We start from the raw sequence: 24,224 nt of genomic DNA, 5'->3' as shown, positions 1-24,224 counted from the left end.
TGTGGGCACCACAAAACACTGTGGGAGCTGGCTTGCCAGCGATGAGACCCGAACAGACAACGATGTTGTAGGGGTGAAAACATGTACAACTGGATCGACGCCCTCGCCGACCTGCAAAACCAGGGTGAGCCCTGCGTCTTGGTGACCATTATCGAAGAACTCGGCTCGACGCCGCGCAATGCCGGCTCGAAGATGGTCATCAGCGCCAGCCAGTCGTTCGACACCATCGGTGGCGGGCACCTGGAATACAAAGCCATGCAGATCGCCCGCGAGATGCTTGCCAGCGGCAAACAGGATACTCACCTGGAGCGCTTCAGCCTCGGTGCCAGCCTGGGCCAGTGCTGCGGTGGCGTGACGGTGTTGCTGTTCGAACCAATGGGCCAAGTCCAGGCGCAGATCGCCGTGTTCGGTGCCGGCCATGTCGGCCGGGCGCTGGTGCCGTTGCTCGCCAGCCTGCCCTGCCGCGTGCGCTGGATCGACTCGCGGGACGCCGAGTTCCCCGAGCAGATCCCCCACGGTGTACGCAAGGTCGTCAGCGAAGAACCCGTCGATGAAATCGACGACCTGCCCGCCGGCAGCTACTGCATCGTCATGACCCACAACCACCAGCTCGACCTCGAACTCACCGCCGCGATCCTCAAGCGCAACGACTTCGCCTACTTCGGCCTGATCGGTTCGAAGACCAAACGGGTGAAGTTCGAACATCGTCTGCGCGACCGTGGTTTTGACAGCGCGGTGCTGCAACGCATGCGCTGCCCGATGGGCATCGGCGAAGTCAAAGGCAAGTTGCCCGTGGAAATCGCCATCTCCATCGCCGGCGAAATCATCGCCACCTATAACGCGAATTTCGGCCAGCACAGCGCCAACGCCGGATCGTCGATTGCCAAACTGCTGCCCGCTTCTCGCCGCAGCCAAGCCTCCAATTGATAAGCCTGAAAACCGGGAATCCCATGCCTCTGACACGCAAAGCCTACCGCGCCGCCATCCTGCACAGCATTGCCGACCCCGCTGAAGTGGGTATTGAAGCCTCCTACGAGTATTTCGAAGACGGCTTGCTGGTGGTCGACAACGGTAAAATCAGCGCCCTTGGTCACGCCAGCGAGCTGCTGCCGACCCTGCCCGCCGAAATCGAAATTACCCATTATCAGGACGCGCTGATCACCCCCGGCTTCATCGACACCCACATCCATCTGCCGCAAACCGGCATGGTCGGTGCCTACGGCGAGCAACTGCTGGACTGGCTCAACACTTATACCTTCCCGTGCGAAAGCCAGTTCGCCGACAAGGCCCATGCCGATGAAGTCGCGGACATTTTCATCAAGGAATTGCTGCGCAACGGCACCACCACCGCACTGGTGTTTGGCAGCGTGCATCCGCAGTCGGTGAACTCGTTCTTCGAAGCCGCCGAGCAGTTGGACCTGCGAATGATCGCCGGCAAGGTGATGATGGATCGCAACGCCCCGGACTACCTGACCGACACCGCCGAATCCAGCTATGTCGAAAGCAAGGCGCTGATCGAGCGCTGGCACGGCAAGGGTCGCCTGCACTACGCGGTCACCCCACGCTTTGCACCGACCAGCACCCCGGAACAGCTTACCCTGGCGGGGCAGTTGCTCAGTGAATACCCGGATCTGTACATGCAGACCCACATCAGCGAAAACCTCAAGGAAGTCGAGTGGGTCAAGGCGCTGTTCCCGGAGCGCAAAGGCTACCTGGACGTCTACGATCACTATCAGTTGCTTGGCGAGCGCTCGGTGTTCGCCCACGGCGTGCATCTGTGCGACGACGAGTGCGCGCGATTGGCCGAGACGGGCTCTGCCATTGCCTTCTGCCCGACGTCGAACTTCTTCCTGGGCAGCGGTCTGTTCAACCTGCCGATGGCCGAGAAGCACAAACTCAATGTCGGCCTGGGCACCGACGTCGGTGGCGGCACCAGTTTCTCGCTGCTGCAAACCCTGAACGAAGCGTACAAGGTCATGCAACTGCAAGGTGCGCGCCTGAGCCCATTCAAGTCGCTGTACCTGGCGACCCTCGGCGGCGCTCGTGCTTTGCGTCTGGAAGACAAGATCGGCAACCTGCAACCGGGCACCGACGCCGACTTCCTGGTACTGGATTACAACGCTACACCGCTGCTCGGGTATCGCTTGAAGCAGGCCAATAACATTGCCGAGTCGTTGTTTGTGCTGATGACCCTTGGGGATGACCGGACGGTGCTGCAGACCTATGCGGCGGGGAATCTGGTGCATCAGCGGTAAGGTTTCAGGCAAAAAAATCCCCCGTCGCTGTGAAGCCCGGGGGATTTTTTATTGCCTGTCCTGCCGCCATCGCTGGCAAGCCAGCTCCCACAGGGTCCGAGGTGAGTTGCAAGTTCTGTAAACACCGAAGATCACTGTGGGAGCTGGCTTGCCAGCGATGGCGGCGCCGCGGTCTATCAGATTTTCGCCGGCGAACGCCCCGGCTTCTTGGTCTGCAACAGATGCGAAAACACCGCATGCAAATCATCCGACGCACTTTCTTCGTCGAGGTTGAGTTTGCTGTCGATGTGATCCATGTGGTGCATCATCAAGTCCACCGCCAGCTCGCCGTTGCGCGCTTCGATCGCATCGATCAACTGGGTGTGCTCGTCGTAGGAGCAGTGGGAACGGTTGCCGGTTTCGTACTGGGCAATGATCAGCGACGTCTGGGACACCAGGCTGCGCTGGAAACTGATCAACGGCGCGTTTTTCGCCGCCTCGGCCAGTTTCAGGTGGAACTCGCCCGACAGACGGATGCCGGCACCCCGATCGCCGCGGGAGAAGCTGTCGCGCTCGTCGTTGACCATCTGGCGCAACTCGGCAATTTGCTCGGCGGTGGCGTGTTGCACCGCCAGCTCAGTGATTGCACGCTCTACCAGACGTCGGGCCATGAACACCTGACGCGCCTCTTCGACGCTCGGGCTGGCTACCACGGCGCCGCGATTCGGACGCAACAGCACCACGCCTTCATGGGCCAGGCGCGACAGCGCGCGGCGAATGATGGTGCGGCTGACCCCGAAAATTTCCCCCAGCGCTTCTTCGCTCAACTTGGTGCCGGGCGCCAGACGCTGTTCGAGGATGGCCTCGAAGATATGCGCGTAGACAATATCGTCCTGGGTACCGCTGCGGCCGGCTTTGCCTGCTCGCGGTTGTTTCTTGAGGGGTTGCAACTGTTCGTTCATGGGCACTCGAGTCGGGAGAACTGCGGCGAATTGACCGTGACTGTAATACGGCACAGTGGGTCGCTGGCAAGTATCGCGTAAAAAACACTGCAATTGTACACAATGGATGGTGGCAACACGACTGTACGGCTGTTTGTCGCTTCTGCTGTATAGCAACGCCTGCTTACATTTGAGTTTAGGCTAATCCCGAAATCCACCGCTCAACGCAATACCCCTGTGGGAGCGAGCCTGCTCGCGAAGGCGGCGTGTCAGTCAACGCAGATGTCGACTGATCCACCCCTTTCGCGAGCAGGCTCGCTCCCACAGGGTTCAGCGTCGATTCGTACATCTTTTTCAGAACCAGGAACGCGCTGTCATGAACGACGCCACGCACACCCATCTCCGCCCATTGGCCGATACCTCCCCTTCGGCCATCGTCGCCGGCTTCATCGCCATGATGACCGGCTACACCAGTTCCCTGGTCCTGATGTTCCAGGCCGGGCAAGCGGCGGGCCTGACCAGCGGGCAGATCTCCTCGTGGATCTGGGCGATTTCCATCGGCATGGCGGTGTGCTCGATCGGCCTGTCGTTGCGCTATCGCACGCCGATCACCATCGCCTGGTCGACCCCGGGCGCGGCATTGCTGATTACCAGCCTGGGCGGTGTGAGCTATGGCGAAGCCATCGGGGCCTATATCACCTGCGCCGTGCTGGTGACGATCTGCGGTTTGACCGGCAGCTTCGAGCGTCTGATGAAAAAAATTCCCGCGTCACTGGCGGCGGCGCTGCTGGCGGGGATCCTGTTCAAGATCGGCAGCGAAATTTTCGTCGCCGCCCAGCATCGGACCGCGTTGGTGCTCGGCATGTTTTTCACCTACCTGGTGGTCAAGCGAGTGTCACCGCGCTACGCGGTATTGGCCGCGTTGCTGATCGGCACCGCGTTGTCGGGGTTCATGGGACTGCTGGACTTCAGCGGTTTTCGGCTGGAAATGGCCACGCCCGTCTGGACCACGCCGAACTTTTCCTTCGCCGCAACGATCAGCATCGGCATCCCGTTGTTCGTGGTGGCAATGACCTCGCAAAACATGCCGGGCATCGCCGTGTTGCGTGCCGACGGCTACAGCGTTCCGGCTTCACCGCTGATCACCACCACCGGTATCGCTTCGTTGCTGCTGGCGCCCTTCGGCTCCCACGGGATCAACCTCGCTGCCATCAGCGCGGCGATCTGCACCGGACCGCATGCCCATGAAGATCGCAACAAACGCTATACCGCAGCGGTGTGGTGCGGGATTTTCTATGGCTTCGCAGGGGTGTTCGGCGCGACGCTGGCGGCCTTGTTTGCCGCACTGCCCAAGGAACTGGTGCTGTCGATTGCCGCTCTGGCGCTGTTCGGCTCGATCATCAATGGCTTGAGCATCGCCATGAGCGATGTAAAGGAACGTGAGGCGGCGCTGATCACCTTTATGGTCACGGCATCGGGGCTGACGCTGTTTTCCATCGGTTCGGCATTCTGGGGGATTGTGGCGGGGGTGGTGACGTTGGTGATCCTGAATTGGAGAAAGCAGCTATAAGCTTCAAGCTTCAAGCTTCAAGCTTCAAGCTTCAAGCTTCAAGCGCAATTAACTTGCCGCTTGCAGCTTGAAGCTTGCAACTGCCCTTAAGCCTGATTGATCGGCTTTTCCGGGTACCAAACGTCCAGCAGCGGGCTGACTTCAACGCTGGTCAACTCGGTGCGCCCCTTGAGCCAGGCTTCAACGGCAGCGCGCTGTTCAGCGCTGACCGAGCCACGCTTCTGCAGGCAAACCAGACCGTAGTCGTCGCCGCCAACATAACCCAGGCCGTTGGCTTCCATGGCTTCTTTGAGGAACGCATCGAGGAAAGCATCAATGGCTTCATCAGCCAAATCTTCTTTGAAATCCAGGTTCAGTTCGAAACCCAGCTCTTGAAATTCATCGACGCACAGTTTTTTGCGCAGACGCTGGGAACGGTTAGTCGCCATTGGAACAATCCTCTTAAGTAATAACGGCCGGCACTTTAGCAGTTTAAGTCGCCGATTGCCCGCCTCTGAACGGCGCGCACCCTACCGCCGGTAAAAAAATAGCCGATAACAAGACCAAGGCACGGCACAAGCCATGACACCTTGGGGCATAATGCCGACACTTTCATGACCGCTGAGGGCTTTTCATTTTCATGCCCTCGTCTTTTCCCCTCGGCTGTAGGGTTTTATTTCACATGATCAAATCGTTGCGTCCACTGCTGCTGGCTGGCCTCCTTTTCCCGCTGGCCCTCCCCGTTTCCGCTGAACCGATCAACACCGCGCTGTCGCCCAACGTTGAAAAAGCCCTCAAAGCCAGCAAGTTGCAGGACAACGCCCTGTCGTTGGTGATGATTCCACTCAACGGCCCGGGCACCCCGACCATTTTCAACGCCGACGTATCGGTCAACCCGGCCTCGACCATGAAACTGGTCACCACCTACGCGGCCCTGGAAATGCTCGGCCCGAACCACCAGTGGAAAACCGAGTTCTACACCGACGGCACCCTCAGCGGCGGCATCCTCAACGGCAACCTCTACCTCAAGGGTGGCGGTGATCCGAAACTGAACATGGAAAAACTCTGGCTGTTGATGCGCGATCTGCGCGCCAATGGCGTGACCCAGGTCACCGGCGACCTGGTGCTGGATAAGAACTTCTTCGCGCAACCGCAATTGCCGGAGTTCAACGACGACGGCAACGATGAGAACAAGCCGTTCCTGGTCAAGCCCGATGCGTTGCTGGTCAACCTCAAGGCCCTGCGCTTCGTTGCCCGCAACGATGGCGGCCGGGTGCTGATTTCCGTGGAACCGCCGATTGCCAGCATCCGCATCGAAAATCAGGTCAAAGCACTCAATTCCAAACAGTGCACCGGCGGTGTGCGTTACAACCCGGTCACCCAGGCCGATGGCAGCGTGACCGTCACGGTCGGCGGTCAATTGGGCGAAGGCTGCAGCTCGCAGACTTACCTGTCACTGCTCGACCATGCGACCTACACCGCCGGTGCCGTGCGCGCGATCTGGAAAGAACTGGGTGGCAGCATTCAAGGCCGGGACGTTCTGGCGCCAACGCCGAAAGACGCCAAGGTACTGGCCCGGGCATTCTCGCCGGACCTGGCGGAAATCATCCGCGACATCAACAAATACAGTAACAACACCATGGCCCAGCAGCTGTTCCTGAGCCTCGGCCAGAAATTCCGCACCGACGCCGACGGCGACGACGCCAAGGCTGCCCAGCGCGTGGTGCGTCAGTGGCTGGCCAAGAAAGGCATCACTGCGCCGCATCTGGTAATGGAGAATGGCTCCGGCCTGTCCCGCTCCGAGCGCGTCAGTGCCCGGGAAATGGCTTCAATGCTGCAAGCCGCGTGGCGCAGCCCATACGCCGCCGAATACATCAGCTCGATGCCGATAGCCGGTACCGACGGCACCATGCGTAAACGCCTGAAGACCACCGCGATGCGCGGTGAAGCCCACGTCAAGACCGGGACCCTGAACACCGTGCGGGCGATTGCCGGATACAGTCGCGACGTCAATGGCAATACCTGGGCCGTGGTGGCAATCCTCAACGACAAGGCCCCGTTCGGCGCCTCGTCGGTGCTCGATCAGGTGCTGCTGGACCTGTATCGCCAGCCGAAAACGCCGCAGACGGCTTCGGTTCTATAAGACACCACAGAACCACTGTGGGAGCGAGCCTGCTCGCGAAGACGGCAGCACATTCAACATTGATGTGACTGATAGACCGCTTTCGCGAGCAAGCCCGCTCCCACAGGTAAAGGTGTACGACTGACTAATTCATCTCCCCCTGCACCCGATCCCTTCCCGCCTGCTTCGCCGCATAAACCCCGGAATCCGCGCGCAGCAATAGCGCATCCGCGCCCTCGCCGACCCGCCAGCTGGCAATCCCGAAACTGGCCGTGACGACCCCCACTTCGTCGATCGGTGCATTGCGCAAGCTTTGCCACAATTCCACCGCCAGCAGATGGGCCTGTTCGCCGCCGATGTCCGGGCACAGCACCATAAACTCTTCGCCGCCCAGACGGCAGAACACATCCGTGCGTCGCAGCCGTTGACCAATGCGCTCACACACCGCCTGCAACACCCGATCGCCCACGGCATGACCGTGCTGATCATTGATGCGTTTGAAGTGGTCGATGTCGAGCATGATCACCGACAGCTCGCCGCCGCCACGCTCCACCCGGGCCATCTCGCCGGTCAGGCGCTCCTGGAAATAGCGGCGGTTGTGGATACCGGTCAGGGCGTCGGTGACCGACAGCGCGCGCAGCTCTTCTTCCACCCGCTTCATGTCGGAAATGTCCGAGATATAGCCATGCCACAGTACGCCGCCACCGGGGAGTTCCTCCGGCGTCGCCTCACCGCGGACCCAGCGCAGGCCGCGCCGGGGCAGTTGCACGCGGTATTCCTCGCGCCAGGGACTGAGGGTGTCCGCCGAAGCGCGGATCGATGCGCGAACACGAGTCGTGTCTTGAGGATGAATGCGCGTGAAGATCGCTTCGGCATTGAGCAGCAACACATCCGGTTCGAGCTCGTAGATCTCGCGAATACCGTCGCTGGCATAAATGACGCTGAAGCGACCGTCGAACTCCATCTTGAACTGGTAAATCCCGCCGGGCACATGGGCGCTGAGTTTCTTCAACAGCAGGTCCCGCGCCGCCAACGCCTCATGCACGCGTTTGCGTTCGGTAATGTCGATGCATACCGCCAGATGCCCGACCCACAAGCCTTGTTCGTCGAGCACCGGAGTGGCCAGCATGTTCACCATCAAATGGCTGCCATCGCCACGCACCAGCGTCCACTCCCGCGCTTCGTGCCCGCCCTCGATGCTGTTCTCGACCAACATCGCGTGGCAGGTCGGCACCGGCTTGCCGAATCGCGCGCTCAACTCGGCCGAACGTGCGGCGAGCTCCCGGGGCAAGTGCAGGTTTTCCAGGGTCATGTGCCCCACCACTTCGGCGGCGGTGTAGCCGAGCATTTGCTCGGCGCCGGCATTGAAGGTGCTGATCACCCCGCGCAGGTCCGTGGCGATGATTGCCACCTGGGTGGCGGCATTCAGCACCCCGCGCAACTGACCGTGGGTGCCGCGCAGTTCCTGTTCGCGGGCACGCAGTTCCTCGGTCCGCTGCTCGACCATTTTCAATGCCCGTTGCCGCTGGCTGACCAAGACGTAGAGCAAGGCACTGAGCAACATACTGAGCAAGCTTCCCAGCACCACCAGGGTGGTCACCGACGAATGATTGGCCTGCAGGAACGCCTCGCTGGGCTGGATATCGACTTGATAATCGTGATCAGCCAGGCGTAACAACCGGGTCGCGGACAACTCGCTGACGGCAGGAGCGTTCGGCGATTCGAACAGTACTTCGTGCTGTGCATCGGTGGATAAGTCGAGGATGCGCACCGAAAGATAATCACGGCCAGATTCCGGCAAGCCGTCGGCCAGCAGCTGACGCATGCTGATCACCGCCATCACATAACCGAACGGTTTGCCGGTTGCGCCATCCGGGTGGTTGCGCAACATGACCGGCGCGACCAGCAGCACACCCCGTGCATAGGCCGGTTCGATACTGACCAGGTGCATCGGTTGCGACACCGCCATGCGCCCGTGCCGGTCGGCCCGTTCGAGGGTGGTGCGCCGCATCGGCTGCGCCAGCAAATCGTAGCCGAGCGGCGCGCCGAGTTTGCTTTGCGTCTGGCTGTACACCACCACCACATACTCATCCCGTTCGGCAGCCAATTGCAGTTGGCCGTCGGCATTGAGTTCGCGCAGGGTAAAACCGCTCAGGCCCTCATCCCGCAAACGGCGCTCGAACGCCGCCCGCTGATCGCCACTGACCCGTTCGGCGAATGAATACGCCTGGGTGCGGTGCAACAGAGGTAGGGTGTAGCCGTTGAATTCTTCTCGGGAAACCGAATCGGAATTGGCGAAGAAGCGGCGCAGACCATCGAGGCGCTGCTCCTGATCTTCGAAACGTTCTTCGATACGGCTGTAACGTTCACTGGCCAGCAGTTGAAAACGTTGCCGCAATTGATGTTGAAACAGATTGAGCGTTGACCAGGCCAGTAACCCCGTGAGAATCCCGCCGACGAGCAATACCAGGAGCGCGACCAGCCAGGCCGAGACATCTTCGCTGATAAAACCCAGGATTTTTGGGCGCACGGCGTGCAACGACATAAATACAACTCAGAACGCCAGGTGCGGGAAAGCCCTTTGGCCTTGAGTTGAGTTATAGCTATTAGCCACTAATTTGACCAGCGCTGTAGGAGCGAGCTCTGCTCGCGATGGTCGATAACGATAACGCGTACTTTCTGGATGTACGCGGTGCTCTCGAATCCATCACGAGCAGAGCTCGCTCCTACAGGGGTTTAACATCAACGGGCCGTGATTTTCCACGCGCGGTGGATCTTGGCATTGCGCGCAAAATCCGGATCGATGGTCTGGGCGGTGATCTCTTCGATCGCATAACGCTCGGAAAGATTGGGCTCCAGCTCGAACTTGCGGAAGTTGTTGGAGAAGTACAAAACCCCACCGGTGGCCAACCGCGCCATGGCCAAGTCGATCAATTGCACCTGGTCACGCTGCACGTCGAAGATACCTTCCATGCGCTTGGAGTTGGAGAAGGTCGGCGGGTCGATGAAGATCAGGTCGTACTCGTCACGGCTCGCCTCCAGCCAGGCCATCACATCGCCCTGCTCCAGACGGTTCTTGTCCGAGAAACCGTTCAGCGACAGATTGCGCCGTGCCCAGTCCAGATAGGTCTTCGACAGGTCGACACTGGTGGTGCTGCGCGCGCCGCCCTTGGCCGCATGAACACTGGCGGTGGCGGTGTAGCAGAACAGATTGAGGAAGCGCTTGCCGGCCGCCTCTTTCTGAATGCGCAGGCGCATCGGCCGGTGGTCCAGGAACAGGCCGGTATCGAGGTAATCGGTGAGGTTCACCAGCAGCTTCACGCCGCCTTCGTTCACTTCGACAAACTTGCCCTGCGCCGCCTGGCGCTCGTACTGCCTGGTACCGCTCTGGCGCTCGCGGCGCTTGACCACCACGCGGCTCTTGTCGATGTTCAACGCCTGCGGAATCGCGGCCAGGGCATCGAACATGCGCGCCGAGGCTTTTTCCGGGTCGATGGATTTGGGGGCGGCGTATTCCTGGACGTGGACCCAATCCTGGTACAGGTCGATGGCCATGGAATATTCCGGCATGTCGGCATCGTAGACGCGGTAGCAGTCGATACCTTCACGCTTGACCCACTTGCCCAGGCCCTTGAGATTCTTTTGCAGGCGGTTGGCAAACATCTGCCCGCCTTCGCTCAGGCGAGGCTGCTCGACCACCGGCGCGGGGGCTGGAGTTGGCTTGATCGGATTGCCGTTCTTGTTGTATTTGCGCTCTTGCGGCTCGCTCGGCGCCTGATCATATTCAGCCTGCTCACGCTCGGCCTGACGCTGTTCCGGGGTGCGACGCTCGCCGGTGACGAATTGATCCGGCAGCACTTTGATCAACAGCAGTTTGCACGGCAAGGCGCCGTTCCAGAACGAATACTGCTTGTGGCTGCGGATACCCATGCGCTTGCCCAGGTCCGGCGCGCCGGTGAACACCGCGGCTTCCCAGTTCAGGCAGGCCTGACGCAGACGCTCGCCGAGGTTCTGGTAGAGGTAGAGCAGGCTCGCCTCGTCACCCAGACGTTCGCCATAGGGAGGGTTGCAGATCACCAGGCCTTTCTGGTTCTGGTCCGGACGCGGCTCGAACGTCGCGACTTCGCCCTGGTAGATTTTGATCCACTCGCTCAGGCCGGCACGCTCGACGTTATTGCGACCCGGCTGAATCAGGCGCGGGTCGGCTTCGTAACCGCGAATCCACAGCGGTGGCTTGGCCAGGCCGGCGGCGGCGCGCTCGGCGGCTTCTTCATGGAGTTTTTTCCACAGCGCCGGCACGTGGCCGAGCCAAGCGGTGAAACCCCATTGCTCGCGGCGCAGGTTCGGCGCGATATCGGCGGCGATCATCGCCGCTTCAACCAGGAAGGTACCCACACCACACATCGGGTCCGCCAGCGCGCCGCCTTCGGCCGCGATACGTGGCCAGCCGGAACGGATCAGGATCGCTGCCGCGAGGTTTTCCTTCAGCGGCGCCGCGCCTTGCTGCAAGCGATAACCGCGCTGGTGCAGGCTGTGGCCGGACAGGTCGAGGGACAGAATGGCTTCGCCACGGTCCAGACGCAGATGGATGCGCAGGTCGGGGTTGAGTTTGTCGATGGACGGACGGTCGCCCTGCGGCGTGCGCAGCTTGTCGACGATGGCGTCCTTGACCTTCAGCGCACCGAAGTGGGTGTTGTCGATACCCGAGCCATGACCGCTGAACTCGACCGCCAGGGTACCGTCATTGAGCATATGGTCTTGCCAGTCGATGTCGAGTACGCCGTGATAGAGATCTTCGGCGTCTTTCATCGGGAAACGCTTGAGTACCAGCAGCACCCGGTTGGCCAGGCGCGACCACAGGCACAGGCGATAAGCGGTTTCCATGGTGGCCATGCCGCGCACGGCAGAGGTGTGCTCACGTGCTTCCTCAAGGCCAAGCCCGACGGCTTCCTCGATGAGCAGGCCTTCAAGGCCTTTTGGGCAAGTGAGGAAGAGTTCGAAACGATCGGACATGAGGATTTCTGTGCCTTTGGCTGAGTGAACCGGCAACGCATTGCCGGCCCGGTTTTCAATCAGGCGCTTTTCTCGAAGAGCGCCCGCGTGGCACGAAGGTGTGCCGTCCCACCCTTGCTGCTCGGGTTAAAAGAGCTTAGATGCAAGGACAGATAAAAAAGTTGATGCAACAAAATGTCATAAGTCGACCCTTCGTCGAATAATCCCCACTGCAACGCGAGGCATTCTCACCAAAGGATTAAACCCTTCATCCTGCGGGGGGCCGATCATACAGGGCTTTGATCAATAAATACGCGGAGAACATCGTGTTACTTATGGCCATACCACATTAACGGTTACGTGCTTATGACAAAACGATCATTCCCTCGATGTGACGCATTGGTTAGAACTCAATACAGGTTGGCGCCGCAATGACGTCAACACCTTGGCTCGCCACGCCGGCAGCGAGCCCCCAACGGCAGAGTTTTTCTGCCTGACCTCGATTGAGGTCGACGCGATAAAAACAGTCAACAAGTGAGGGCTACACCCTATGAGAAGACTTAAGCGTGATCCGTTGGAAAGAGCATTTTTGCGCGGATATCAATATGGCGTTGGTGGCAAATCCCGTGAGCTTTGCCCATTTACTCTACCGTCGGTACGTCAAGCCTGGATTAACGGCTGGCGAGAAGGACGCGGCGACAACTGGGACGGTATGACCGGCACTGCGGGAATCCACAGACTCAACGAACTTCACGCCGTCGGCTAACACAGGGCACACACTCCGACACACAATCTGATTACGCAACGAATTAACCACGCACGTCCCATCCGGACGGCGGGCTACGGCCCAGGGGCTCCTTCGAGGAGCCCTTTTTTATGTCTGTTGGAAATCCAATAAAAACGCAACCACCTTTGTGGCGAGGGAGCTTGCTCCCGTTCGGCTGCGAAGCAGTCGTAAATCCTGCAACCACGCTTTACCTGACACGCTCAATTGGATGGTTTTGGGGCCGCTTCGCAGCCCAGCGGGAGCAAGCTCCCTCGCCACAACAGCACCTTGCGTCAGCGCAGGGCGGCGATAGCGTCGACCGACTCGCGAATCAATGCCGGGCCTTTGTAGATAAAGCCCGAATAGATCTGCACCAGGCTTGCGCCCGCGGTGATTTTCTCGGCTGCGTGTTTGCCTTCGGTGATGCCGCCCGCCGCGATGATCGGCAAGCGACCGCCCAGCTCGGCCGCCAGCACCTTCACAGTGTGGGTACTCTTGTCGCGAACCGGTGCGCCCGACAGACCGCCCGCCTCGTCGCCATGCTCCATGCCTTCGACGCCCACGCGGCTCAGGGTGGTATTGGTCGCGATGACCGCGTCCATACCGGTTTCAATCAGTGCCTGGGCGACCTGGGCGGTTTCCTCGTCGGTCATGTCCGGGGCGATCTTGATGGCCAGCGGTACGTGCCTGCCGTGACGCAGCGCCAGTTCCGCGCGACGTGCAGCCAGGTCGGCCAGCAATTGCTTGAGCGAGTCACCGAATTGCAGGCTGCGCAGGCCCGGGGTGTTCGGCGAACTGACGTTGACCGTCACGTAGCTGGCGTGGGCGTAGACCTTGTCCAGGCAGATCAGGTAATCGTCGACGGCACGCTCGACCGGCGTATCGAAGTTCTTGCCGATGTTGATGCCCAACACGCCCTTGTACTTGGCCGCCGCCACGCGGGCCAGCAGGTGATCGACGCCGAGGTTGTTGAACCCCATGCGGTTGATGATCGCCTCGGCTTCCGGCAGACGGAACAGGCGTGGCTTCGGGTTGCCCGGCTGCGGACGCGGGGTGATGGTACCGATCTCGACAAAACCGAAACCCAACTGCGCAAAGCCGTCGATGGCCGCGCCGTTCTTGTCCAGACCGGCCGCCAGCCCTACCGGGTTCGGGAAGTCCAGCCCCATGACACTTACCGGCATCTTCGCCGGTGCCTTGCACAGCAAGCCGTTGAGCCCCAGACGCCCGCCCGCGCCGATCAGGTCCAGGGACAGATCGTGGGAAGTTTCCGGGGAAAGTTTGAACAACAGCTGACGGGCCAGGGTGTACATGGGCGGGTTGGACTCAGGGCGGCGAAAAGTGGCGGCGATTATAGCCGGGCACAGGTCCACAGGCGAGGCGCAAGAGAAAAACAGCCGGCGATGGCATATGCCTTGCACCCGCTCAGTCATCAGCACCCATGCCAACGACGGGATGAGTGCCAGGACAATGGCGTCGTCACCCGGACTTGCGTGTGCAAGGACCCGGGACGACGCTTTTTTTTGCAAGGTGAACACGCGATGAACGAACCGTCAGCCGGCCCTCTGGCCTGGGTCAATGGCAGCGATGCCCCGGAAAAGACCGAAATCAATCTGGGCTTCATGGCCCTGAGCGACTGCGCCTCGGTGGTGGTTGCCGCCACCCAGGGGTTCGCCCAGCCCTACGGCCTGACCCTGAACCTCAAGCGCCAACCGTCCTGGGCCAATCTGCGGGACAAACTGGTCAGCGGAGAACTCGACGCCGCCCACAGTCTCTACGGCTTGATCTATGCCGTGCACCTGGGCATCGGTGGCGTGGCCGCGACCGACATGGCCGTGCTCATGGGGCTGAACCAGAACGGCCAGAGCATCAACCTCTCCCACGGTTTACAGAGCCTGGGCGTGACCGGTCCTGAGGCACTGCACCGACACGTGCACCAAACTCGCCCAAAACTGACCTTTGCTCAGACCTTTCCCACCGGCACCCACGCCATGTGGCTGTATTACTGGCTCGCCAGTCAGGGCATTCATCCGTTGCAGGACGTCGACAGCGTGGTGGTGCCGCCGCCGCAAATGGTCGCGCACCTGCAAGCGGGCCGCATCGACGGTTTTTGTGTCGGCGAGCCCTGGTCCGCCAGCGCGGTGCAACAGGATCTCGGTTTTACCCTGGCGACGACCCAGACCATCTGGCCCGATCACCCGGAAAAGGTCCTGGGCTGCACCCGCGCCTTCGTCGAGCAATACCCCAATACCGCCCGGGCGCTGGTGATGGCAATCCTGCAAGCCAGCCGTTTCATCGAAGACAGCACCGAAAATCGCCGCAGCACCGCGCAATTGCTCAGCGCACCGCAGTACCTCGACGCCCCGCTCGACTGCATCGAACCGCGTCTGCTGGGTGACTACGCCGACGGTCTCGGCAATCGCTGGCAAGACCCGCGCGCCTTGCGTTTCCATGCTGATGGCGAGGTCAATTTGCCGTACCTGTCCGATGGCATGTGGTTCATGACCCAATTCCGTCGCTGGGGGTTGTTGCGCGACGATCCGGATTACCTCGCGGTGGCCCGTCAGGTCCAGCAACTAGACTTGTACCGAGAGGCCGCCAGTGCCGTCGGAGTCGCTTCTGCGAGCGAAGCAATGCGCAGCAGCCAGCTGATCGACGGCAGGGTCTGGGATGGGTCTGATCCGGCCGGCTACGCCCGCAGCTTCAAGCTGCACGCCATGAGCGACAGCTCGCCCCTTATTGCCAGCCGCTGACAGGAGACTGCGAATATGTTGCGTATCCTGCTGATCAACGACACCGCGAAAAAAGTCGGGCGCCTGAAAGCGGCCCTGATCGAAGCCGGCTTCGAGGTGATCGACGAGTCCGGGCTGACCATCGACCTGCCCGAACGCGTCGAAACGGTGCGTCCGGACGTGATTCTGATCGATACCGAGTCACCCGGCCGCGATGTGATGGAGCAAGTGGTGCTGGTGAGCCGCGACCAGCCACGGCCGATCGTGATGTTTACCGACGAACACGACCCCGACGTGATGCGCCAGGCGATCAAGTCCGGGGTCAGTGCCTACATCGTCGAAGGCATTCACGCACAACGCTTGCAGCCGATTCTCGACGTGGCCATGGCCCGTTTCGAAAGCGACCAGGCCTTGCGCGCGCAACTGCATGCCCGCGACCAGCAACTGGCCGAGCGCAAGCGTATCGAGCTGGCCAAGGGGCTGCTGATGAAAATGAAGGACTGCAACGAAGAAGAGGCCTACACCCTGATGCGCCGCCAGGCCATGAGCCGCCAGCAGAAGCTGATCCAGGTGGCGGAGCAGATCATTGCCATGAGTGAGTTGCTTAATTGAAGCCCCGCTCCTCTGTGGCGAGGGAGCTTGCTCCCGCTGGGTTGCGCAGCGGCCCTAAAATCAGGCAATCCGATGAATCAGGTATTACTGGATTTACGACTGCTGCGCAGCCGAGCGGGAGCAAGCTCCCTCGCCACAAAAGCTCTTTCCCTGCATAGCTGGCTGTTGGCACAAATCTCGCTAGGTAATCGCCACAGGTAACCAACGGCGGTTGCCCCACCTACGACAAAGACGTCGCTCACCCCATTTGCCCCTGGCGAATCGGGTAGCGGCGTTTTTTTTGTTTTGGCCCCATAGCTCGGGGCCGGTGGTGCGGCCCTGAGGCGCCCCACCTGCATGAATCCCGTTCGAGACTCCTATCAGCTGAGGTGCGCGATGAATTCAAGCTTCTGGAAATCCGGCCATACCCCGACCCTGTTCGCGGCCTTCCTCTATTTCGATTTGAGCTTCATGGTCTGGTACCTGCTCGGCCCCCTGGCGGTGCAAATCGCCGGTGACTTGCACCTGACCACCCAACAGCGCGGGCTGGTGGTGGCCACGCCGATTCTGGCCGGCGCGGTGTTGCGCTTTGTGATGGGCATGCTGGCTGATCGCCTGTCACCGAAAACCGCCGGCATCATCGGTCAAGTGATCGTCATTTGTGCGTTGTTCGGTGCCTGGAAACTCGGGATCCACAGCTACGAGCAAGCGCTGCTGCTGGGGCTGTTCCTGGGCATGGCTGGCGCCTCTTTCGCCGTCGCCCTGCCCCTGGCATCACAATGGTATCCGCCGCAGCATCAAGGCAAAGCCATGGGCATCGCCGGGGCCGGTAACTCGGGCACCGTGCTGGCCGCGCTGATTGCGCCAGTGCTGGCAGCGGCGTTTGGCTGGAGCAATGTATTCGGCTTCGCCTTGATCCCGCTGATCCTGACCCTGATCGTCTTCGCCTGGCTGGCCAAAAACGCCCCCGAACGGCCGAAAGCCAAGTCGATGGCCGACTACTTCAAGGCGCTGGGCGACCGCGACAGCTGGTGGTTCATGTTCTTCTACTGTGTGACCTTCGGCGGCTTCATTGGCCTGGCCAGTGCCCTGCCCGGTTATTTCAACGACCAGTATGGCCTGAGCCCGGTGACCGCCGGTTACTACACCGCGGCCTGCGTGTTCGGCGGCAGCCTGATGCGTCCTTTGGGTGGCGCCCTGGCTGATCGCTTCGGCGGCATCCGCACCTTGCTGGCGATGTACACCGTAGCGGCGATCTGCATCGCGGCCGTGGGTTTCAACCTGCCAAGCTCCTACGCGGCCCTGGCACTTTTCGTCTGCACCATGCTGGGTCTTGGGGCAGGCAACGGTGCGGTGTTCCAGCTGGTTCCACAGCGCTTCCGTCGGGAGATCGGCGTAATGACCGGCCTGATCGGCATGGCTGGCGGCATTGGCGGTTTTGCCCTCGCCGCCGGCATGGGTGCGATCAAACAAAGCACCGGCAGCTACCAGATGGCGCTGTGGCTGTTCGCCAGTCTCGCTGTCCTCGCCTGGTTCGGCCTGCATGGCGTGAAGCGTCGCTGGAGAACCACCTGGGGCTCGGCCGCTGTAACCGCTGCACGGGTCTGATGCTTCCATGAGCCTGCAACTGAGTTTTGCCGAAGCCAGCGCCATCGGTCCGCGCGACGAAAACCAGGACGCCTTGCGCCTGGTGACGCCGGCCCCGGCGCTGGCAGCCAGCAAGGGTTACCTGTTTGCCATCGCCGATGGCGTCAGCCAGTGTGCCGATGGCGGCCTGGCCGCCCGATCGACGCTGCAGGCCCTGGCGCTGGATTACTACGCTACCCCGGAAACCTGGGGTGTCGCCCAGGCACTGGATCGCCTGCTGATCGCGCAGAATCGCTGGTTGCAGGCCAACGGCAGTGGGCAACCACTGCTGACTACGGTCAGTGCCCTGGTCTTGCGTGGCCGGCGTTTTACCCTGGCCCACGTCGGTGATTGCCGGGTGTATCGCTGGCATGCCGATCAATTGCAGCGGGTCAGCGAAGATCACGTGTGGGATCAACCGGGCATGCAGCATGTGCTCAAGCGGGCGCTGGGGCTCGATCAGCACCTGGTGCTGGATTTTCTCGACGGTGAATTGCGTCAGGATGAGAGCTTCGTGCTGCTCAGCGATGGTATCTGGGCGGTTCTGGGCGATACCGCGATTGCCGCCATACTGCGTGATCAACCGGATCTGGACCACGCCGCGCAGACGCTGGTGAGGGCCGCGCACCTGGCCGGCAGCCAGGACAATGCCAGCGCCTTGCTGGTGCGGGTCGATGCCCTCGGTGAAACCAGCATTGGCGACGCGCTGATTCAGTTGCAGCAATGGCCGCTGCCGCCGACGCTGAAACCGGGCCAGGACTTCGAGGGTTGGCAGGTCGAAGCCATTCTCGGCCAGAGCCAGCAATCGCTGCTTTATCGAGTGCGTGACAGCCAGCAACAACCCTGGCTGCTGAAAACCCTGCCCGGTGCTCTGCGTGATGATCACTTGGCCGGGCAAGCATTGTTGTCGGAAGAATGGTTTCTCAAGCGTGTGGCCGGGCGACATTTTCCTGAAGTCCATGCTGCCAGTCAGCGTCAGCATTTGTACTACGTGATGCGTGAATATTCCGGCTCCACCCTGGCGCAACTGCAGGCGCGGATCGGAACGTTGCCACTGCCCCAGTGGCAGGACCTGGCCGAGCGACTGCTCAAAGCGGTCGGCCTGCTGCATCGACGCCAGATCCTGCATCGAGACATCAAACCGGAAAACCTGCTGCTGGGGGACGATGGTGAGTTGCGCCTGCTGGATTTCGGGCTCGCTTACTGCCCCGGCCTGTCCGAAGACCAACCCTCTGCCCTGCCCGGAACACCCAGCTACATCGCGCCGGAAGCGTTTCGCGGTGAAGCGCCGACAGCGCAACAGGATCTGTATGCGGTCGGTGTGACCCTTTACTACCTGCTCACCGGGCATTTTCCCTACGGCGAAATCGAAGCTTTCCAGCGTCCACGATTCGGCGTGCCCGTCAGCGCCAGCCGCTACCGCCCGGACCTACCGGAATGGCTGGCGCTCAGCCTGGAACGCGCGGTAGCGGCGGATCCGGCTCAGCGCTTTGAAACAGCGGAAGAATGGTTGCTGCAGATAGAACAGGGTGAGCGCCGCAGCTTGAGCGTGCGCCCCCGGCCGCTGCTGGAGCGCGAGCCGCTGAAAGTGTGGAGAACGTTGGCGCTGGTGTCGCTACTGATAAATCTGGCGCTGCTGTTTGCGGTATTTCATGGCTGAGACCGAGTTGCGCCCTTCGCGAGCGGGCTCGCTCCCACAAGGGATCGTGTGAACACCTCCGAATCCCCTGTGGGAGCGAGCCGGCTCCGGGCGGCGTTCCGACGAAGGCGAACTGAACGTCGCTGCAATTCTTTCGACTTGCTCCATTACCGTTTCACAATGAGGAAAACACGATGAACGCAAAAGTCTGGCTGGTCGGTGCAGGCCCTGGTGATCCGGAATTGTTGACGCTCAAGGCCGTGCGGGCGATGAGAGAAGCGGATGTCGTGCTGATCGATGATCTGGTGAATGACGCAGTCCTTGAACACTGCAGCAATGCGCGAATCATTCCCGTGGGTAAACGCGGCGGCTGCCGCTCCACGCCACAAGCGTTCATTCACCGCCTGATGCTGCGCTACGCGCGCCAAGGCAAATGCGTGGTGCGGCTCAAGGGTGGCGATCCGTGCATTTTCGGGCGCGGCGGTGAAGAGGCACAGTGGTTGCGCGAACGCGGGGTTGAGGTCGAACTGGTCAATGGCATCACCGCCGGGCTCGCTGGCGCCACGCAATGCGATATTTCGCTGACCCTGCGCGGTGTAGCGCGCGGCGTGACACTGGTGACGGCCCATACCCAGGACGGCAGCAGCCTGAACTGGCAGGCGCTGGCCCAAAGCGGTACGACCCTGGTGATCTACATGGGCGTGGCCAAGCTCAGTGAAATACGTGAACAACTGTTGGCGGGCGGAATGAGGGCCGACACGCCAGTGGCGATGATCGAAAACGCTTCACTGCCGCAACAACGGGAATGTCGGAGCGATCTGACGGGCATGGAAGAAGCTGCCCACGCCTTCGAGCTGAAAAGCCCGGCGATTCTGGTGATTGGCGCAGTAGCCGCCAACGCAACATCTCCCGTGTGGGAGCGTGGCTTGCCCGCGAATACGGTCTGTCAATCAGCCTGACATTGCTGACTCACCGGCACTCCCACCAAATCGCAGACAAAGAAAAGCCCGGCCTAAGCCGGGCTTTTCTCAAAGCTGCGGGCTAATTACTTAGCTTGAGCTTCAACCTGCGCTTCTACGCGACGGTTTACAGCGCGGCCAGCGTCAGTGGCGTTGTCAGCAACCGGGCGGGATTCGCCGTAGCCAACAGACTGAACGCGGGACGATTCAACACCGTACTGGTTGGTCAGAACTTGCTTAACGGCGTTTGCACGACGCTCGGACAGTTTCTGGTTGTAAGCGTCAGGACCGACGGAGTCAGTGTGACCTTCAACAGTGGTGCTGGTGGATGGGTACTGCTTCATGAAGTCAGCCAGGTTTTTGATGTCGCCGTAGCTGTTAGGCTTGACTACCGACTTGTCGAAGTCGAATTTCACGTCCAGCTCTACACGTACGACTTCAGCAACTGCTGGGCAGCCATCAGCGTCAACGGTAACGTTGGCTGGGGTGTCCGGGCACTTGTCGACGTTGTCGCACACGCCATCGTTGTCGCTGTCGGAGCAGACTTCAGCTGGTGCTGGAACTGGAGCAGCGGCTGGCTTGGAGCCGCCACCGAAGTTCACACCGATACCGACGCTAGGAGCCCACTCAGTGTTGCCCTGGTCGATGTTGTATTGAGCTTCAACGCCGGCACGGGCGTAGAAGTTGTCGGTGAAGTACAGCTTGGCGCCGCCACCAACGTTGGCGAAAGTGGAACGGTCACGGCCGTTCGAACCGTTCTGGTCGATGCTCTGGTCGGAGAAACCGGCCGAGACGTAAGGACGCAGCATGTCGCCTGGGTTGTTGAAGTGGTACAGAGCGTCCAGAGCGGTGTTAGCGCCTTTTACGTTCTTACCGTCGTCAGCACGGACGTTGTGTACTTCGTCGTAGGCCAGACGCAGCTCAACGTCGTCAGTCAGGAAGTAACCAACCGAGCCACCGAACAGGTTGCCGTCGTTTTTGAAGTTACGGGTGCTGTCATAGTACTCTTTCTTGGCGAAGCCTTCGATTTCAACTGCGCCTTGGCCCTGTGCCAGAGCGCCGATCGAAGTGGCGGCAATAAGAGAACCAATGGCCAAGCCCAAGGTGTTTTTCAGTTTCATCCGTTAAATCCCCATCTGGTGATTGTGAAGCAGTCCCGCAAACCGGGGGACAACTCGGCGGCAAGTCTATCAGAACTTGCCTACACGTAAGAGATATTTGCGCCGAACTAAGTTTCGGCAACGCCTGCAAATTTCTCACGCAATTTATCTAGAGCGCGTTTGTACCGCATTTTTGTTGCACTCAAACCCATGTGCATGATGTCTGCGATCTCCTGAAATTCCAGCTCTGCGACAAATCGTAGCACCAGAATTTCGCGGTCAATCGGGTTCACATACACTAGCCAGCGATCAAGTCCGCCCTTCTCCTCGGGTTTCGGCGCCTTTTCTTCGGACGCTTCTTCGAGGGGGTCCAGACTCAATGCGTCCATCAAGCGACGCTTTCGCCGTTCCTTCCGATACTGTGTGATGCACTCGTTGTACGTGATGCTATATAGCCATGTCTTGAACTTCGATTTGCCCTCGAAGTTCTTCAAGCCATACAACACCTTCAACATCACTTCCTGACAGACATCATCTGCATCGCGATCGTTCCCGAGATATCGTGCACAGACGTTAAATAATGTTCGCTGGTAACGCCGCATCAGTTCTTCATAGGCGCGCGTAACATGAAACAGCTCGGTATGCGAGCGCGCGACCAACTCCTCATCAGAGAGCTCGCGGGGGTCGTAGCGCGTGGATAGCGATTGGGCTTTATTCAAAACAAGTCGGGCCGACAGTCAGGTCAATGTCCACCGCTGCCTGCGTCTGCAGGCTTTTTAGCGGCGGCATACATTAGCAGGGTTTGCCGGGTTAGCGGCTACTCACATGCTGCTCAAGGAGGATCCGATTGGAAAGAGAGACTAGCTCACCCTCATCGGTCAGCAATGTGGTTTTAACCGTGCCGATCTCTTCGATCTGCCCTTCGACCTCGCCAACACGCACTTGTTGCCCAACCTGGTACAACTCACGCACATAGATTCCCGCAAGAATCTGACCGGCAATTTCCCGGCTTCCCAATCCCATGGCCAGCGCAACCGCCAGACCAACGGTAATCAAAACGATGACGATCACATGGTTGAGCAGGTCAGTTTTGACCTCCAACTGGCTGATCGCTACCGAGATGCTGATGATGATCACCAGGCCCTGGGCAATTCGCCCCAACCCGGAAGCGTAGTCCAGGCCTACGCCTTCCGCGGCGCCGCGCACCAGGCCATTGGCCAGTTGCGCCAGCAGGACACCCACCAGCAGCACCAGCGCTGCGCCGAATACCTTCGGCAAATACAACGCAAGCATATCCAGCGTAGCTGAAACTCGCTCAAGTCCAAGGGATTCTGCGGCAGAAACCAGAAAAATCAGCAGAACGAACCAATAAACGATTTTACCAATCAGCGTGGAGATCGGAACCTGGAGACCGGCGCGTGACAGCAGCTTGGTCAGGCCGGTACCGCCCATCAGGCGATCGAGGCCCAGTTTGGCGAGCAATTTGGACAGCAACGTGTCCAGCAGCTTGGCCACGACAAAACCCAAAAGCAGCACAACCAGTGCGCCAAACAGGTTCGGAATGAAGTTCGCAACCTTGGTCCATAACGCAGTCATTGCAGTGACGAGGCTCTGTGTCCAGAGATCAAGTTCCATATTCAATCAGCCTTATCAGCAGTGCGAGCGGTAGGTTTACGAAGACGGGACACCGGCGCCACGTGGGCCGAGCCGTTATTCAGAGCGATCATCAGCGCGGGCAGCCAGCGGCCCAGCAGGCTGAACAGATCGCCGGCGCCGACCTGGCGGTTGGCGGTTTTCAGGACGCGACCAAGGCATGCATCGTCGTCCCGGGTGGACGGTGATGCCTTGAGCATGTCACGCAAAGACTCTTCAAACGGATCGTGCATACGCACCTCTCGTGATGTCTGTGAAAGACGCGGTCAAATTTGGTCGGGTCACATGGGTCACTTTCAAACCCAGCGCAAACGTCGGAATAACCACCACTGCCCGAGCGCCACCGAAATCATCAGCAGGCAGGCGACGAGGAAGCCATAGGGGCTTTCGGAAAACGGAATACCCCCGACGTTGATCCCCAAAAGACCGGTCAGAAAACTCATCGGCAGAAAGATCCCGGTGATGATCCCGAAGCGATACATCGTGCGGTTCATGCGCACGCTCAAGCGGCGGTCTTCAGCCTCCAGGACCAGCCCCACCCGCTCCCGCGTTAACTCAAGTTCCTCTAAATAACGGGTCAGGCTGTTGTTCAATTCATTCCAGTAATCCCCGTCGTCCTCAACGAACCACGGCAACTTGATCCGCGTCAGCTGACCAAAAATATCCCGCTGCGGAGCGAGAAACCGCTTCAACGCAGCCGCCCGGCGACGGATCTGTAAAACCTCTCCATGCTCGGGTGTATACCGTTCGTCGGCATCCAGCTTTTCTTCTTCCTCATCGACCACTTCCGAGAGGCAACTGACCAGATCCTGCACCTTGTTGGTGAGGTACTGCGCCATATAAAGAATGAGTTCGGAGGCGGTTTTCGGTCCCTTGCCGTCCGCCAGTTGCACCAGCAGCTCTTCGGTGGCGCGCAATGGACGCAAACGCAGGGAAATGACCCGTTGGGCCGAGCCGAAGATCCGTACCGACACCATGTCTTCAGGCTCGGCGCCCGGATTGAGGTTTACCCCACGCAAAAATAGCAGCAGTTCGCTGTCCGAAAGCTGTAGAAGGCGCGGACGGGTATTTTCTTCCAGCAGGAGGTCGCAGCTGAACTCGCTCAGACCGCTGGTTTTGCGCAGCCAGGTCTGGGTTTGCGGGTGACTGCGATCCCAGTGCAGCCACAGGCTTTCATGGGCCTGCAGCTGCAAGTCATCGAGTTCTGTCCGGGCTATCGAACGCGCACCGCCTTTACCGTCCAGCACAAGGGCATGTACCAGCCCCCACTGCGCGTTTTCTTCCTCGAACATCCGCATTCCATTCTTCAAAAAAAGTCGG

General features: G+C 60.2%; 20 protein-coding genes. 10 read left to right on the top strand and 10 right to left on the bottom strand.

What is annotated here, in order from left to right:
• Window positions 1-81 precede the first annotated feature (81 nt).
• Window positions 82-927: a xanthine dehydrogenase accessory protein XdhC gene (xdhC, locus tag CKW21_RS29350; RefSeq protein ID WP_095197303.1), complete on the top strand. Its 846-nt coding sequence runs from the start codon at window positions 82-84 to the stop codon at window positions 925-927.
• A gap of 23 nt (window positions 928-950) precedes the next feature.
• Complete coding sequence (gene guaD, locus CKW21_RS29345; RefSeq protein WP_095197302.1) at window positions 951-2,255, top strand: guanine deaminase; 1,305 nt, start codon at window positions 951-953, stop codon at window positions 2,253-2,255.
• A 176-nt stretch (window positions 2,256-2,431) separates the two neighbouring features.
• Here the strand turns inward: guaD and CKW21_RS29340 are convergent, their stop codons facing one another.
• Window positions 2,432-3,196, bottom strand: a complete 765-nt coding sequence (locus CKW21_RS29340; protein ID WP_095197301.1) for a GntR family transcriptional regulator — start codon at window positions 3,194-3,196, stop codon at window positions 2,432-2,434.
• A 355-nt stretch (window positions 3,197-3,551) separates the two neighbouring features.
• Between CKW21_RS29340 and CKW21_RS29335 the strand changes: the two genes are divergently transcribed.
• Window positions 3,552-4,745 carry a benzoate/H(+) symporter BenE family transporter gene (locus CKW21_RS29335; RefSeq protein ID WP_095197300.1) on the top strand — a complete coding sequence of 398 codons (1,194 nt, stop codon included), beginning with the start codon at window positions 3,552-3,554 and terminating at the stop codon, window positions 4,743-4,745.
• An 86-nt stretch (window positions 4,746-4,831) separates the two neighbouring features.
• On the opposite strand, the gene CKW21_RS29330 is transcribed toward CKW21_RS29335, so the two are convergent.
• Window positions 4,832-5,173: a YggL family protein gene (locus tag CKW21_RS29330; protein ID WP_046042876.1), complete on the bottom strand. Its 342-nt coding sequence runs from the start codon at window positions 5,171-5,173 to the stop codon at window positions 4,832-4,834.
• 233 nt (window positions 5,174-5,406) lie between these two features.
• Between CKW21_RS29330 and dacB the strand changes: the two genes are divergently transcribed.
• Window positions 5,407-6,867 carry a D-alanyl-D-alanine carboxypeptidase/D-alanyl-D-alanine-endopeptidase gene (gene dacB / locus CKW21_RS29325; RefSeq protein WP_095197299.1) on the top strand — a complete coding sequence of 487 codons (1,461 nt, stop codon included), beginning with the start codon at window positions 5,407-5,409 and terminating at the stop codon, window positions 6,865-6,867.
• Window positions 6,868-6,991: 124 nt separating this feature from the next.
• Here dacB and CKW21_RS29320 read toward each other — a convergent pair whose 3' ends face one another.
• Entirely contained in the window at window positions 6,992-9,391 is a 2,400-nt protein-coding gene (locus CKW21_RS29320; RefSeq protein WP_095197298.1) for a GGDEF domain-containing protein, read from the bottom strand.
• Between the two features lie 197 nt (window positions 9,392-9,588).
• Window positions 9,589-11,859, bottom strand: a complete 2,271-nt coding sequence (gene rlmKL / locus CKW21_RS29315; RefSeq protein ID WP_095197297.1) for a bifunctional 23S rRNA (guanine(2069)-N(7))-methyltransferase RlmK/23S rRNA (guanine(2445)-N(2))-methyltransferase RlmL — start codon at window positions 11,857-11,859, stop codon at window positions 9,589-9,591.
• 529 nt (window positions 11,860-12,388) lie between these two features.
• Here rlmKL and rmf point away from each other — a divergent pair.
• On the top strand, window positions 12,389-12,604 hold the full coding sequence (rmf, locus tag CKW21_RS29310; RefSeq protein WP_003223300.1) for a ribosome modulation factor: 216 nt from the start codon (window positions 12,389-12,391) through the stop codon (window positions 12,602-12,604).
• Window positions 12,605-12,897: 293 nt separating this feature from the next.
• Here the strand turns inward: rmf and CKW21_RS29305 are convergent, their stop codons facing one another.
• Entirely contained in the window at window positions 12,898-13,917 is a 1,020-nt protein-coding gene (locus tag CKW21_RS29305) for a quinone-dependent dihydroorotate dehydrogenase (protein WP_095197296.1), read from the bottom strand.
• A 228-nt stretch (window positions 13,918-14,145) separates the two neighbouring features.
• Here CKW21_RS29305 and CKW21_RS29300 point away from each other — a divergent pair, with 228 nt between their 5' ends.
• From CKW21_RS29300 to cobA, 5 genes are all read left to right on the top strand, one after another.
• Complete coding sequence (locus tag CKW21_RS29300; RefSeq protein ID WP_095197295.1) at window positions 14,146-15,357, top strand: CmpA/NrtA family ABC transporter substrate-binding protein; 1,212 nt, start codon at window positions 14,146-14,148, stop codon at window positions 15,355-15,357.
• A gap of 15 nt (window positions 15,358-15,372) precedes the next feature.
• A complete protein-coding gene (locus CKW21_RS29295) occupies window positions 15,373-15,948 on the top strand; it encodes an ANTAR domain-containing response regulator (protein WP_095197294.1) in 576 nt (191 codons plus the stop codon).
• Window positions 15,949-16,323: 375 nt separating this feature from the next.
• Window positions 16,324-17,535, top strand: a complete 1,212-nt coding sequence (locus tag CKW21_RS29290) for a NarK/NasA family nitrate transporter (protein WP_095197293.1) — start codon at window positions 16,324-16,326, stop codon at window positions 17,533-17,535.
• Between the two features lie 7 nt (window positions 17,536-17,542).
• Window positions 17,543-19,213 carry a bifunctional protein-serine/threonine kinase/phosphatase gene (locus CKW21_RS29285; protein ID WP_095197292.1) on the top strand — a complete coding sequence of 557 codons (1,671 nt, stop codon included), beginning with the start codon at window positions 17,543-17,545 and terminating at the stop codon, window positions 19,211-19,213.
• Between the two features lie 173 nt (window positions 19,214-19,386).
• Window positions 19,387-20,151 carry a uroporphyrinogen-III C-methyltransferase gene (gene cobA / locus CKW21_RS29280; protein ID WP_095197291.1) on the top strand — a complete coding sequence of 255 codons (765 nt, stop codon included), beginning with the start codon at window positions 19,387-19,389 and terminating at the stop codon, window positions 20,149-20,151.
• Window positions 20,152-20,237: 86 nt separating this feature from the next.
• Here the strand turns inward: cobA and CKW21_RS29275 are convergent, their stop codons facing one another.
• From CKW21_RS29275 to CKW21_RS29255, 5 genes are all read right to left on the bottom strand, one after another.
• Window positions 20,238-21,272 carry an OmpA family protein gene (locus tag CKW21_RS29275; RefSeq protein WP_095197290.1) on the bottom strand — a complete coding sequence of 345 codons (1,035 nt, stop codon included), beginning with the start codon at window positions 21,270-21,272 and terminating at the stop codon, window positions 20,238-20,240.
• Between the two features lie 107 nt (window positions 21,273-21,379).
• Window positions 21,380-21,970 carry an RNA polymerase sigma factor SigX gene (gene sigX / locus CKW21_RS29270; RefSeq protein WP_064678884.1) on the bottom strand — a complete coding sequence of 197 codons (591 nt, stop codon included), beginning with the start codon at window positions 21,968-21,970 and terminating at the stop codon, window positions 21,380-21,382.
• Between the two features lie 91 nt (window positions 21,971-22,061).
• Window positions 22,062-22,886 (bottom strand): mechanosensitive ion channel domain-containing protein, encoded by an 825-nt coding sequence (locus tag CKW21_RS29265; RefSeq protein ID WP_008048604.1) that lies wholly within the window; start codon window positions 22,884-22,886, stop codon window positions 22,062-22,064.
• A gap of 2 nt (window positions 22,887-22,888) precedes the next feature.
• Window positions 22,889-23,143, bottom strand: a complete 255-nt coding sequence (locus CKW21_RS29260; protein ID WP_371917554.1) for a CrfX protein — start codon at window positions 23,141-23,143, stop codon at window positions 22,889-22,891.
• Between the two features lie 57 nt (window positions 23,144-23,200).
• Window positions 23,201-24,196, bottom strand: a complete 996-nt coding sequence (locus tag CKW21_RS29255; protein WP_095197288.1) for a zinc transporter ZntB — start codon at window positions 24,194-24,196, stop codon at window positions 23,201-23,203.
• Between the last annotated feature and the right edge of the window lie 28 nt (window positions 24,197-24,224).

The organism is Pseudomonas sp. Irchel 3A7 (assembly GCF_900187565.1).
Lineage (GTDB): Bacteria > Pseudomonadota > Gammaproteobacteria > Pseudomonadales > Pseudomonadaceae > Aquipseudomonas.
This window is presented reverse-complemented; position numbering and strand designations above follow the sequence as displayed.